Below are 13,123 nucleotides of genomic sequence, written 5' to 3' on the forward strand. Positions count from 1 at the left end.
CCTTCCCAAGGTCGACACGTTATTTGACGGAGGGGCGCCACTCCCCGGACACAGACCCCCGTTCATCCCGCCAGAATCAAAACTGTGGCCGGTGGCGGCAAGCGCTTTAAAGAGACGCAGCCGTTGCCGGGGCGGCAACAGCGGGTGTCACACGCGATGGGCCTCGATCAGGTGCTGGCGGAAGACCCGGGCGATTTCGGACAGCGCCGGCACCGGAAAATGGGCGGCGCAGAGTGCGACGCCGAAACTGACCAGATCGGGGCGCAGCGCCCGCATGCGGCCGGTGTCCACCCATTGCGCGGCATAATGGCGGGGCAGGAAGCTGACGAACCGGCCGCTCAACACCAGATGCGCCAGCCCTTCCATGGAATAGGCGGTGGCGGCCGGCGGGTCGGCGAAGAGCGTGCCATAGCCGGTGGCGATGGCATAGCCGCGCCGGGCATGGGCCTGGGCGCCCAGCCGGTCGAGGGTGAGCTGCTTCGCCTCGGCCCCGAAAAGGGGATGGCGGGCGCCGCAATAGAGGTTCTGTTCCTCGTGGAAAAGCTGCTGCAGTTGCACCGCAGCATTCATCGGCTGGTTCGGCACGATGGCGATTTCCATCTGCCGGTTGAGCAGCGCGCTTTCGATCTGGTTGGGCGAAACCACGGTCAGGGTGACATGGACGTCGGGCACCGCCTGGTTGAAGGCGGCGATGGCGGCATCGAGCGCGCAGCGCGGGTTTTCGACCACCGCATCGACCGTGCCGATGCGGAGTTCGCCCACCAGCCGGCCGCGCATCACCCCCACCTCGCTGCGGAAATTGTCGAGGGCTGCAAAGCATTTGATCGTTTCGGCATAGACCTTCTGGCCGTGGTCGGTGAGCGCGAAGCCCGACCGGCCGCGCCGGCAGAGGGTGAGACCGAGCCGGGTTTCCAGCGCCGCCATCTGAGCGCTGATCGTGGAGCGGGAAATGCCGAGTTCGGCCTGCGCCGGCGTGAAGCCGCCATTTTCGACCACCGACCGGAAGATGCGCAGCTGGCGCAGATCGACATCGCTGAGCGGCGGTACGTGCAGGGACATGATGCGTCGCAAAATCCGGACGTGAAGTTTTGTACTTCGATCTTATTGGACGTGTCTCCCCATGACAACCTGACCGGAGCAGCCCCTCTCCGGAGCCCCGTTCCATGCCCGATACCAGTCCCGCCGCCCCCGCTCCCGTCTTCCGGCCCGTCTCCGCCTTCGACGTGCCGCGCTATGCCGGCCCCGCCAGCTTCATGCGCCTGCCGCTGGTCGATATCGACGCGGCCGCGGCGGCGGCGGTGGAGATCGGCATTCTGGGGGTGCCCTGGGACGGCGGCACCACCAACCGGCCGGGCGCCCGCCACGGCCCCCGCCAGCTGCGCGACCTGTCGTGCATGCTGCGCCCCCTGCATCCGGCCACCGGCGACGACCCCTATGCCCGGGCGGCGGTGGCCGATCTGGGCGATGTGCCGGTCAACCCGGCCGATCTGATGGACACGCTGCAGCGCATCACCGGCTATTACCAGGGGGTGAAGCGGCGGGGCATCCTGCCGCTGTCGGCCGGCGGCGACCATCTGATGTCCTATCCGATCCTGAAGGCGCTGGCCGCCGACGGCCCGGTGGGGCTGATCCATTTCGATGCCCATACCGACCTGTTCCACGACTATTTCGGCGGCTTCCGCTACACCCACGGCACGCCCTTCCGCCGCGCGATCGAAGAGGGGCTGGTGGATCCGAAACGGGTGGTGCAGATCGGCATCCGCGGCACGATGTACGACGGATCCGACGTCGCCTGGGGGCTGGCGCAGGGCGTGCGGATCATCCGCATCGAGGAATGCGAGGCCCGCGGCGTCGAGGATGTGATGGCCGAGGCCCGGGCGATCGCCGGCACGGCGCCCACTTACCTGACCTTCGACATCGACTGCCTGGACCCCGCCTTCGCGCCCGGCACCGGCACGCCCGAGATCGGCGGCCTGACCACGCGAGAGGCGCAGCGCATGCTGCGCGCGCTGGCCGGGCTCAACCTGATCGGCGCGGATCTGGTGGAGGTCTCGCCGCCCTTCGACCCGGCCGGCGGCACCGCCTGGGTCGGCGCCTCGCTGATGTTCGAACTGCTCTGCCTGCTCGCCGTGTCGCCCGCGCTCCGCGGCCGCGCCGGCTGATCGTCTGCGCCCCGTCACATCACCCTGATCCGGAGGATCGCCCATGCCCATGCGGATCCGTTCCCGCCTCGGCGCCGCCGCCCTTGGCCTCGCGCTCGTCTTCGGTGCCGGCGCGCCGGCCGGCGCGGCTGAAAAGCTCAAACTCGCGCTGTCCACCTGGGTCGGCTATGGCCCGCTGTTCATCGCCCGCGACCAGGGCTTCTTCGCGAAGGAAGGGCTGGAGGTCGATCTGGTGATGATGGAGGACGTGAAGACCCGCATGCCGGCGCTGGCCGCCGGCCGGGTCGATGCCGCGGTCACCACCATCGATACGGTGCTGGGTTTTTCGACGGCCGAACGGCCGCTGACCTATCTGTTCGCGATCGACGACAGCCGCGGCGGCGACGGCATCGTCGCCCGGCGCGAGATCATCTCGGTCGCCGGGCTGAAGGGGCGCACGGTCGCCTATACCGAAGGCTCGGTGTCGCAGTTCTTCCTGAGCGTGCTGCTGAAGGATGCCGGGCTGACGCTGGCCGATATCGACAGCCGCAACATGACCGCCGGCGATGCCGGGGCGGCCTTCGTGGCCGGGCGGGTGGATGCGGCGGTGACCTGGGAACCGTGGCTGAGCCGCGGCAAGGCGACACCCCATGGTGCGGTGCTGGTGGACAGCGCCAGCCGGCCGGGGCTGATCACCGATGTCATGGTCACCACGGTGCCGACGCTGGAGGCGCGCCGGCCGGCGTTGCAGGCGCTCTATCGGGCGTGGAGTGCCGCGGTCGACTGGCAGAAGACCCACGAGGCCGAGGCCGACCGGATCATGGCCAGGGGGGTGGGCGGCTGGCTGGAAGACCCGGCGGTCTTTGCCGAAACCCGCGCCGGCATCGCCTTCTACGATGCCGGGATGAACCGCCGCTTCATGGACCCGGCCAATCCGGACGGCATTCTTGCCACCATCACCATGGCGAAGAGCCTGGGCGAGGCGGCGGGGCTGTTCAAGGCGGCGGCCGAACCGGCCCGGATGATCGCGACCGGCGTGGTTGACTGAGCGTGAGCGGAGGGCCGGTACCCATGTGGACCAGAACGCTGTTTTCGCCCAAGATTTCGCTGCCGCGCAGCACCTCTCTGGGCCTCGGCACCGCATCGGTGCTGGCCATCGCCGGGCTGTGGTGCGGGCTCACCTATGGCGGGTTGACCCCGCCCGACTTTCTGGCCACCCCCGGCCAGGTGCTGGGGGCGGGGCTGGAGCGGATCCTGAACCTGTCGCTGTTCGGCCATATCGCCGCCAGCCTGCAGGTGATCCTGGCGGGCTTCCTTCTGGCCTCGGTGCTGGCGGTGCCGATCGGCATTCTGATGGGCAGTTTCCCGGCGGTGCAGGCGCTGGTGGAGCCGGTGACCGGCTTCATGCGCTACATCCCGATCTCGGCCCTGATCCCGCTGCTGATCCTGTGGATCGGCATCGGGGTGGAGCAGAAGATCATGGTGATCTTCCTCGGCACCTTCTTTCAGCAGCTGATCCTGATCTCGGACGTCTCGGCGCGGGTGAGCCGGGATCTGGTCGACTGCGCCTATACGCTGGGCGCCAGCCGCGGCCAGGTGGTGCGCCAGGTGCTGGTGCCCGCCTGCCTGCCCGGGGTGATGGACAATCTGCGCGTCACCATGGGCTGGGCCTGGACCTATCTGGTGGTGGCCGAGCTGGTCGCGGCCGATAGCGGGCTGGGCTACATGATCCTGAACGCCATGCGCGGCCTGTTCACCGATGTGATCCTGCTGGGCGTGCTGACCATCGGGCTGTTGGGGCTGATCACCGACGCCCTGTTCAAATGGCTGCGCCGGCGCCTGCTGCCCTGGGCCGCCGGGCTCTGAGCCGGCCCTTTCCTCCGAGACGGCCCCTTTCTCCGAGACGGCCCCCTTCCGCCGACCTGGCCCTTCCTGCGCTTCCGATCGGGTGGTGACCCCCATGAGCCTGCTTGACATCGCGGATGTGTCCGTCCGCTTCCAGACCCGCGGCAAGCCCCCGGTGGTGGCGCTGGACGATGTGTCGCTGACCGTGCGCCCGGACACCTTCTCGGTGATCGTCGGCCCCTCGGGCTGCGGCAAATCCACCCTGCTGAGACTGGTGGCCGGGCTGGAACGCCCGGATGACGGCCGGATCACCCTGGACGGACGCCCGATCGACGGCCCCTCGCGGGAGCGGGGGATGGTGTTCCAGAGCTACACCCTGTTCCCCTGGCTGACGGTGCGCGAGAACGTGATGTTCGGGCCGAAGCTGGACGGCATGGCCAGGGCCGCGCGCGCCGCCATCGCCGACGAGCTGATCGAAGCGGTGCACCTGACCGGCTTCGGCGACGCCTATCCGACGGAACTGTCGGGCGGCATGCGCCAGCGCGTGGCCCTGGCCCGGGCGCTGGCCAACGACCCGCGCATTCTGCTGATGGACGAACCCTTCGGCGCGCTGGACAGCCAGACCCGCCAGGTGATGCAGGAACTGCTGCTGGAGATCTGGCAGCAGCGCCGCAAGACCGTGCTGTTCATCACCCACGACATCGACGAAGCGATCCTGCTGGGCGACGATGTCCATGTGATGAGCGCGCGCCCCGGGCGCATCCGGTCGTCCATGGTGATCGACCTGCCCCGCCCGCGCGGCATCGACGCCCTGACCACGGGGGATTTCATGGGCTGGAAGAAGCGGATCCTGGGGCTGATGCATGCCGAGGCGGTGCGGGTGGCGGGGTGAGGGTTGGGGGCCAGACCGTTTCGACAGCGATCCGGCGCGGACGACGAGCTATAGCCGGCTGCGCCGGACATATCCCTTGAAGTGTACTCCATTTGTAATCACAATACAGGGAGCGTTCGGATAAGGAGAATGGCCATGCCCCAGGCGGCGGACACCAAGGATGACCGGCTGCAGGTACGCCTCGACGCGGAGTCGAAGAGCCTGCTCCAGCGCGCGGCCCGCTACCGGCACAAGACGGTCAGCCAGTTTGTCCTTGCGACGGCGCTGGAGGAAGCCGGGAAAGTCATCCGGGAGAACGAGATCGTCACCCTGTCCGGCCCGGATTGGACAGTGTTCTACGACGCGCTGACCAACCCGCCGGCGCCCAATGCGGCCTTGCGCGAGGCCTTCGCCAGGTACAAGAAGGCGACCGGATGAGGCAGGCTCATGCGCCATGGCAGATTGCGCCGCTCGATAGCAGGGTCCACGATCGGTCGGCCTTCTCGTGTGGTGCTCCTGAACTCGACCGTTACATTCGCGAACATGCTTCGCAGGACGTGAAGCGGGATGTCGCCCGCGTTTTTGTGGCCATGCCTGCCGAGACGCTGACGGTCTGCGGCTACTACAGCCTGAGCGCCACCAGCTTTCGACGGGATAACCTCCCGGCCGGGCAGGCGAAGCGCCTGCCAGGTTACCCCGTACCGGCTGCCCTGCTCGGCCGACTGGCCGTCGATGACGGCATGAAGGGCAGGGGGCTGGGCGCCTTCCTGCTCATGGACGCCCTGAACCGTATCCTGCTCGCGACGCAGACCCTCGCAGTCCACGCGGTGGTCGTCGATGCGAAAGACGACGCTGCCGCCGCGTTTTATCGTAAGTATGGGTTTATCTCGTTCATGGGCGAGAGCCGGCGGCTGTTCCTGCCGATGGCGACGATACGGACGTTGATTGACGCATAAGAGGCTTTGGGGGCCCGTCCGGAAAGTTGTCGGATTCGTTGTGAGTCTGCGCCGCGCCAGAGGAAAAGGTGAGCGGGCAGAATGTGGATGAAACCCGCCGGGTTCAGGGGCGGTCTGGTCTGAGATATCCAGGCGAGCTGACGGATGAAGACTGGTCGCTTGTCGCGCCGCTGATCCCGCCTGCGAAGCGGGGGCCGACAGCGCATGGTGGATGTCCGCGACGTCTTTACGTGTTTACGAGCGCGTCTGCCTGCTGGCACGCGACGTTTTAATCGGCGCACCGGCGAGGGTGCGACCGAGTGCGGCCGCGACCTGGGCGGCCGTCAACCTGTTTCGATCCACGCACCCGCAAGGGTGCGACCCGTGTGGCGGAATTTGGTAGACGCCGGGGACTTGTTTCAATCCACGCACCCGCAAGGGTGCGACGTAGCGCTCCCCGCTTACGCCGGGGAGACCTCGGGTTTCAATCCACGCACCCGCAAGGGTGCGACCTGCGGTCGCAGGTTGCCACCCAAATGACAGGTGTTTCAATCCACGCACCCGCAAGGGTGCGACGGTCCTTGCCGCGGCAAAGCGATGATCCGGAGCGGTTTCAATCCACGCACCCGCAAGGGTGCGACGCGGACCGCATCGGGCGAGGTGCGGCCGCGGGTGGTTTCAATCCACGCACCCGCAAGGGTGCGACAGTAATCGTGGGGGGCGCGCCCGAGTTTCAATCCACGCACCCGCAAGGGTGCGACGAGCCGGGATACCCGGCTGCGTGGCCAGCCCTAGGTTTCAATCCACGCACCCGCAAGGGTGCGACTCGACGGGTCTGGATCGGGTGGCAGGACATCCAGTTTCAATCCACGCACCCGCAAGGGTGCGACCGCCGGCCGTGGTCCCGGTGGCCACGGAGGCGGCCGTTTCAATCCACGCACCCGCAAGGGTGCGACGGCACGCCGCAGGTGCTGGTCTCAGGGCTGGGCGTTTCAATCCACGCACCCGCAAGGGTGCGACTACCGATCAGTGCCAAGATCCTGGACCTTGCCGTGTTTCAATCCACGCACCCGCAAGGGTGCGACGTCATTTATTCAACTGGCTGCAATCAATCCCCTGTTTCAATCCACGCACCCGCAAGGGTGCGACTCCGGGCAGTACGCTCAATTCGCCTCGTCAGCGTTTCAATCCACGCACCCGCAAGGGTGCGACGACATCATGACCGACACCGCCACGCCCGCCGCTGTTTCAATCCACGCACCCGCAAGGGTGCGACTCACCCCTTCTTAATACCCTGAATCCGGGGCCGGAAAAAGGCGATCAGCGCGAACCTTCTCAGGATGTCATTCCTTGGTATGAACATGATGATTTTGTGAAATTTAAGTGATTGAAAATTGGTGAGAATTTTTTCCGCGAACCTCCCGGGGTTTTTACGGGAGCTTGGGGTTCGCGGGCGAGGCGGGGTGGGTCCGGGGGGGGGCGGCGGCTTGGGGCGGCTGTCGGGGCAGGCGGCAGGTGGTTCGACGGTCTTCGTGCGGAGACGAACCTGGATCCCGGCCTTCGCCGGGATGACGGTATAAATATTGGGAGAGAACTGGCAGGCGTTGAGCCCGACAGGGCTGTCAGAATAATGAGGGGAAAGTAAGTATCTGACGGGCACACGGGGATCATGCTGAGTGGCCGGGCCTCGTGCATATTTGTATGCGAGAGATATAATAAAGTTTCCATGACCGGCGCAAATGGTCGTGCCTTCAAACTCCCCCTCTTCCAACCTTTTGTCAAGGGCGGCCTGTGGCGGCGCTGTCCGGGGGGAGGGCGGGAAAGGCCCGCGGCGTCACCCCGCTTCCGCGCCGAAGGCTTCCATATGGCGGGCCATGAGGTCGGCGACGGCGCGGACGGCGCCGGTGCGGGGGCGGCCGGAGCGGACGACGATGCGGGAGGGGACGTGGGCCAGCGGGGTGTCGGTCAGCGGGATGGCGTGGACCTCGCCGCGGCGGAGCTGGCGGGAGACGGCGAAGGCCGGCAGATAGGTGATGCCGGCGCCGCCGAGCACGAAATGCATGGCGACGTTGATCGAGTCGGTCACGAGTTTGGGCCGGATGCGCAGGCCCGAGGCGGCCTCTGCCCCTGCGATCAGCTTGCGGACGCCGAAGGTTTCGGCGAGCAGTGCCGCCGGCTGGTCGAGGGTTTCGGCCAGCTGGCAGCTGTCGCGGCCGGCAAGCGCGTGGCCGGGCGGCACCAGAACGCAGAGCGGCTTGTCCGCCTCTGCCAGCACGTCGAGTTCGGGCAGGCGCGGCGGGTTGAAGACCAGGCCGATATCATAGGCATCCTTCAGGATGCCCTGCATCATCCGGTCGGTGCCGCCGACATCGATCGAGAGCTGCACCTCGGGATAGGTGCGGGCCAGCGCCGAGACCGCGTGATGCATAAGGTCGACCACGAAGCCCTCGCCGGTGATGACATGCACCCGGCCGGCGATGCCGCCCTTGGCGGCGGCGAGTTCGGCGGCGAAACCGTCGTCGAGTTCCAGCCGGCGGCGGGCATGGCCGGCGACCAGGCGGCCGGCTTCGGTGAAGCGGATGCCCTGTTTGGTGCGCTCCATCAGCAGCACGCCCAGATCGGCTTCGAGCCCGGCCACCTGACGGCTGATCGCCGAGGGCGCGATGTGCAGCCCGTCGGCGGCCGCCCGGATCGAGCCCGCTTCGAACACCGCCAGGAAATAGCGCAGCGGCTTGTCGTCGATCCGCAGCATGATCCCCGTTCTCCTGATCCTGTCGCGACCGGCATGCATGGTTGCCGGCCGGGTGACGAAACCCGTCGCCGTCCGTTGCCATAACGGCAACGCGCCGTTCCGGCAATAGCGCTTGAGCGGGGGGCGGGCGCGCGCTCATTTTCGGGGGGCGGACAGCCGGAAAACATCCCCCGCCCGGAGGTCCGCGCAAGATCATGAGGCAGGCGGCCCAAGTGATGGCCGGCCCGGCCGATGCTACCTCTCCCCCCGCCATCGAGATTTCAGGAGTGACGACATGACCGACCGACGGGTCGCCGTCATCGGCCTCGGCAATATGGGCGCCGCCATGGCGGCCACGCTGGCGAAGGCCGGCTTCGCGGTCACCGGCTATGATCCGGCGCCCGATGCCGAAGCCCGCGCCGGGGCGGCCGGCATCGCGCTGGCGGCAAGCCCCGCCGCGGCCTTTGCCGCCGCAGAGATCGCCGTTCTGTCGCTGCCGATGGCCGCGCATGTCGAGGCGGTGCTGGCGGGGGAGGGCGGTCTTCTGGCCGCCAGCCTTACCGGACGGCTGGTGATCGACACCACGACGTCGGAGCCCGCGGTGACCCGGCGGCTGGCGGCGGCGCTGGCGGCGGCCGGCCATGCCCTGGTCGATGCCCCGGTCTCGGGCGGGCCGGCGGGGGCGGCGGCCGGCACGCTGACCATGATGGTCGGCGGTGCGGCGGCCGATATCGACCGCGCCCGGCCGGTGCTGGAGGCGCTGTCGGCGAAGATCTCGCTGTGCGGCGCGGTGGGGGCCGGCCATGTGGTCAAGCTGGTCAACAACCTGCTCTGTGCCGCGCATCTGCTGACCGTGTCGGAAGCGGTGCGGATGGGCGTCGCCGCCGGGGTCGAGGCCGACACTTTGATCGGGGCGCTGAACGCCGGATCAGGCCGGGCCGGCGTGTCGGAGGTGAACTTCCCGCGCTGGATCCTGTCGGGCAGTTTCGACAGCGGCTTCACCATGGGGCTGATGCGCAAGGATGTGCGCCTGGCCGAGGCGCTGGCGGCAGAGACCGGCCAGGCCATGCCGCTGCTGGAGGTGGCGGGGCGGCTCTGGCGCGAGAGTGCCGCCGGCCTGGCCGATGGCGAGGATTTCAACCGCATTGCCGCGCTCGACTGACCCGGGAGCCCGAGAGATGACCGAGATGACAGCCCATCGCCCGGCCGACAGCACGGCCGAGATCCGCGCCATCTTTGCCCGCCTGACCGGTTCCGACCGGATCGGCAGCTTCGTCGACGGCCGGGTGGTCGATGGCGAAGGCGAGGCGCTGCCCCTGATCGACCCCGCCACCGGCCGCCTGGTGCTGAGCCTGGCCGATGGCGGCGCGGCGCTGGTGGACGAGGCGGCGGCCGCGGCCCTGGCCGGCCAGACCGCCTGGGCGGGGCTGACCCATGCCGCGCGCGGCCGGGTGCTGTGGGCGGCGGCCCAGGCGGTGCGGGCGCGGATCGAGGATTTCGCCCGGCTGGAAAGCCTGACCGCCGGCAAGCCGCTGCGCGACACCCGCGCCGAGGCGACCAAGGTCGCCGAGATGTTCGAATATTATGCCGGCTGGGCCGACAAGCTGCACGGCGCGGTGATCCCCGTGCCGACCAGCCATCTGAACTATACCCGCTACGAGCCGTATGGCGTGGTGGTGCAGATCACGCCCTGGAATGCGCCGATCTTCACCGCCGGCTGGCAGCTGGCCCCGGCGCTGGCGACCGGCAATGCCGTGCTGCTGAAGCCGTCGGAGCTGACGCCGCTGACCTCGGTGGCGCTGGGCGCGGTGATCACGGAAGCCGGCGTGCCGGCGGGGGCCGTGAACGTGCTGATCGGTGCCGGCCACACCGTCGGGGCGGCGGCGATCGCGCATCCGGCCTGTGCGAAGGTGGTGTTCGTGGGCTCGCCCCAGACCGGTGCCCGCATCGCGGCGCAGGCGGCGGCACGGGTGGTGCCCTGCGTTCTGGAGCTGGGCGGCAAATCGGCCAATATCGTCTTCGCCGATGCCGATCTGGACCGGGCGGTTCTGGGCGCCCAGGCGGCGATCTTCTCGGGCGCCGGCCAGTCCTGCGTGGCCGGATCGCGGCTGCTGGTCGACCGGCGGGTGCATGACCGGGTGGTGGCGCGGCTGGCCGAGGCGGCCGGCCGGATCCCGATCGGCGACCCGCTGGACCCCGCCACCCAGATCGGCCCGATCGTGAGCGGCGCCCAGCATGCCCGGATCGGCGAGCTGGTCGGCCGCGGACTGGCGCAGGGTGCCCGCGCGGCCGCAGGCGCCGGGCGGCCGGCAGGGCTGGCCGGCGGCGGGCTGGAAGACGGTTTCTTCTATGCCCCGACCGTGCTGGCCGGGGTTGCCAACAGCATGGAGGTGGCGCGCGAAGAGATCTTCGGGCCGGTGGTCTCGGTGATCCCCTTCGACGACGAGGCCGAGGCGGTGGCGATCGCCAATGACAGCCGTTTCGGCCTGGCCGGCGCGGTCTGGACGCAGGATGTCGGCCGGGCGCACCGGGTGGCGGCGGCGGTGAAGGCCGGCACCTTCTGGATCAACGGCTACAAGACCATCGGCGTGATGTCGCCCTTCGGCGGCTTCGGCGAGAGCGGCTATGGCCGCTCCAGCGGCTATGAAGGCCTGCTGGAATATGTGCGGGTGAAGAGCGTGTGGGTCGAGACCGCGGCCAGCGCCGTGCCCGCCTTCGGCTACGCCCCGCCGGCCTGACCACAGGCGACCGCCCGCCCCGGAAGGGGCGGGCGGTTTCCCGGTTAACAGGCCGTTCTTACAGGCTCTTCGCCAGTTCTTCCTTCTTCACCTTGCCGGTGGCCGTCATCGGCAGGGCGTCGACGATGCGGATTTCGGGCACCTTGTAGACCGCCATGGCCTTGCGGCACCAGGCGTCGAGCACGTCGGCGGTGATGCCTTCGGCGCGGTCGGGGTCCAGCCGGATGAAGGCGACCGGCACTTCGCCCTTGTCGGCATCGGGGCGGCCGATCACGGCGCTGCCGGCGATGGCCGGGTGCTGGCCCAGCAGCGTTTCGATTTCCGAGGGGAAGACGCTCATCCCCTTGACCTTCAGCATCTCCTTGCGCCGGCCCAGATAGCGGAACGATCCGTCCTCTTCTATCACGCCGATATCGCCGGTGCGCAGCCAGCCGTCGACCAGCGCCTGTTCGGTGGCCTCGGGCTTGTTGAGATAGCCCTTGAGCAGAGAGGGCGTGCGGATCAGCACCTCGCCCTCGGCGCCGAGCGGCTTCAGCTCTCCGGTGGCGAAATCGCAGATCTTGACCTCGGTGCCGGGGACCGGGAAGCCCACGAAGACCGGGGCGGATTTCAGGTCGTAATCATCCGTCTGCATGCCGGTGGTGAAGGTGTCCGAGGTGTGGGTCTCGGTCATGCCGTATGAGGTTTCGCGGAGCGTGAGGCCGGTCAACTCGTGCCAGCGGCGGCGGAATTCGGGGTTCAGCTTCTTCACGAACGAGATCGTGGTCATGGACCGCAGCGACGAGAGATCGCGGGCGGTGATGTCGGGCCGGTCCATCAGCTCGACAATGTTGTCCATGATCATCGAACCGCGGCTGACCCTGTAGCGCTCGATCGCGGCCAGCACCGCATCGCCGTCCCAGCGCGCCAGCAGCACCATGGTCGAGCCGCTGAAGACCGGCAGCAGCACGCCCAGATTCTCGCCCGCGATCCAGAACACCGGCAGGAAGTTCAGCAGCACGTCGGTCTCGTCGCCCGGCGACACGAAGCTGGCCGAGGCGGCCGAGGTATAGACCATGTCGCGCTGGGTGTGGATGCAGCCCTTGGGCATGCCGGTGGTGCCGCCGGTGTAGTTGATGGCGGCCCAGGCATCCAGATCGGCGGCGTGGTCGGGGCGCGGGCTGGTTTCCGCCGCCAGCACCTCCATGAAGCGGCCATCGGCGCCGGCGCAGTCGCGCGGGGCGGCGAACAGCCCCGCCGGCACCGGCAGGGTGGGCTCACCCTCGGGCGCCATGTCGGCGAAGGCGGTGGTGTAGACCGTCTTCAGCGCCGTTTTGGCCCGCACCGCCTGGACCAGCGGATAAAGCTGGTCCAGCACCACGATCACCCTGGCTTCGGTGTCGTTCAGTTCGTAGGCGAGTTCCAGTTCCTTGAACATCGGGTTGACCGGCACATGGATGCAGCCGGCCTTGAGGATGCCGTAAAAGGCGATCAGGAATTGCGGGCAGTTGGGCAGGAACACGGCGACCCGGTCGCCCGGCACCAGGCCGAGCGCGGCCAGATGGGCGGCGAAGCGGTCCGACAGCCGGTCCAGATCTCCGAAGCTGATCTCGCGGCCATAGAAGATGATCGCGGTCTTGTCGGGGTTGGCGGCCGCGCGCCGGCTCAGATAGTCGGTGATCGCGATCTCGCCCAGCGGGTAATGCGCCTGGCGCGGCAGCCCGGCCGGCCAGCGATCCTCGCGGAGCTTCGCGACATGGGCGAGATAGGCGGCTTCATCGGCGAAGCCCGACGCGGTGGCGGGTGCAGCGGCGGCGGTGGTCATGATCCAGGCATCTCCTCTCCCGCGCGGGCGGTCCGCCGTCTCCTGCGGGGCCGGCATG

Annotated in this window: 11 protein-coding genes, 1 pseudogene and 1 CRISPR repeat array; of the genes and pseudogenes, 9 read left to right on the forward strand and 3 right to left on the reverse strand. The window is 68.4% G+C overall.

Going from position 1 to position 13,123, the window contains the following annotated elements:
• Positions 1 to 147: 147 nt before the first annotated feature.
• The gene (locus WI697_RS10000) at positions 148 to 1,059 is read right to left on the reverse strand and encodes a LysR family transcriptional regulator (RefSeq protein WP_062763794.1); all 912 of its coding nucleotides are present in this window, start codon (positions 1,057 to 1,059) and stop codon (positions 148 to 150) included.
• A 104-nt stretch (positions 1,060 to 1,163) separates the two neighbouring features.
• Here WI697_RS10000 and speB point away from each other — a divergent pair, with 104 nt between their 5' ends.
• The 7 genes and pseudogenes from speB to WI697_RS10035 form a co-directional block, all read left to right on the forward strand.
• Positions 1,164 to 2,162 (forward strand): agmatinase, encoded by a 999-nt coding sequence (gene speB / locus WI697_RS10005; RefSeq protein ID WP_345958334.1) that lies wholly within the window; start codon positions 1,164 to 1,166, stop codon positions 2,160 to 2,162.
• Between the two features lie 49 nt (positions 2,163 to 2,211).
• Positions 2,212 to 3,189 (forward strand): ABC transporter substrate-binding protein, encoded by a 978-nt coding sequence (locus WI697_RS10010; RefSeq protein ID WP_345958335.1) that lies wholly within the window; start codon positions 2,212 to 2,214, stop codon positions 3,187 to 3,189.
• A gap of 23 nt (positions 3,190 to 3,212) precedes the next feature.
• Positions 3,213 to 4,007, forward strand: a complete 795-nt coding sequence (locus WI697_RS10015; protein WP_014748097.1) for an ABC transporter permease — start codon at positions 3,213 to 3,215, stop codon at positions 4,005 to 4,007.
• A gap of 94 nt (positions 4,008 to 4,101) precedes the next feature.
• Positions 4,102 to 4,878: an ABC transporter ATP-binding protein gene (locus WI697_RS10020; protein ID WP_345958336.1), complete on the forward strand. Its 777-nt coding sequence runs from the start codon at positions 4,102 to 4,104 to the stop codon at positions 4,876 to 4,878.
• A gap of 129 nt (positions 4,879 to 5,007) precedes the next feature.
• The gene (locus WI697_RS10025) at positions 5,008 to 5,295 is read left to right on the forward strand and encodes a type II toxin-antitoxin system TacA family antitoxin (protein WP_345958337.1); all 288 of its coding nucleotides are present in this window, start codon (positions 5,008 to 5,010) and stop codon (positions 5,293 to 5,295) included.
• Positions 5,292 to 5,813: a GNAT family N-acetyltransferase gene (locus tag WI697_RS10030; RefSeq protein WP_345958338.1), complete on the forward strand. Its 522-nt coding sequence runs from the start codon at positions 5,292 to 5,294 to the stop codon at positions 5,811 to 5,813. Before WI697_RS10025 ends, WI697_RS10030 begins: the two co-directional genes overlap by 4 nt.
• 83 nt (positions 5,814 to 5,896) lie before the next feature.
• A pseudogene (locus tag WI697_RS10035) lies at positions 5,897 to 6,038 on the forward strand (transposase); the annotation flags it as partial.
• A 40-nt stretch (positions 6,039 to 6,078) separates the two neighbouring features.
• Positions 6,079 to 7,068: direct repeats of the CRISPR family, unit length 31 nt; unit sequence GTTTCAATCCACGCACCCGCAAGGGTGCGAC.
• Positions 7,069 to 7,626: 558 nt separating this feature from the next.
• Here the strand turns inward: WI697_RS10035 and WI697_RS10040 are convergent.
• The gene (locus tag WI697_RS10040; protein ID WP_231889436.1) at positions 7,627 to 8,544 is read right to left on the reverse strand and encodes a LysR family transcriptional regulator; all 918 of its coding nucleotides are present in this window, start codon (positions 8,542 to 8,544) and stop codon (positions 7,627 to 7,629) included.
• Positions 8,545 to 8,656: 112 nt separating this feature from the next.
• Between WI697_RS10040 and WI697_RS10045 the strand changes: the two genes are divergently transcribed.
• Entirely contained in the window at positions 8,657 to 9,685 is a 1,029-nt protein-coding gene (locus WI697_RS10045) for an NAD(P)-dependent oxidoreductase (protein ID WP_345958339.1), read from the forward strand.
• A gap of 16 nt (positions 9,686 to 9,701) precedes the next feature.
• Positions 9,702 to 11,261 carry an aldehyde dehydrogenase family protein gene (locus WI697_RS10050; RefSeq protein WP_385998412.1) on the forward strand — a complete coding sequence of 520 codons (1,560 nt, stop codon included), beginning with the start codon at positions 9,702 to 9,704 and terminating at the stop codon, positions 11,259 to 11,261.
• A 58-nt stretch (positions 11,262 to 11,319) separates the two neighbouring features.
• On the opposite strand, the gene WI697_RS10055 is transcribed toward WI697_RS10050, so the two are convergent.
• Entirely contained in the window at positions 11,320 to 13,065 is a 1,746-nt protein-coding gene (locus WI697_RS10055; protein ID WP_345958340.1) for an AMP-binding protein, read from the reverse strand.
• Positions 13,066 to 13,123 lie beyond the last annotated feature (58 nt).

This window comes from Tistrella mobilis (genome assembly GCF_039634785.1).
In the GTDB taxonomy this organism is placed as follows: Bacteria; Pseudomonadota; Alphaproteobacteria; order Tistrellales; family Tistrellaceae; genus Tistrella; species Tistrella mobilis.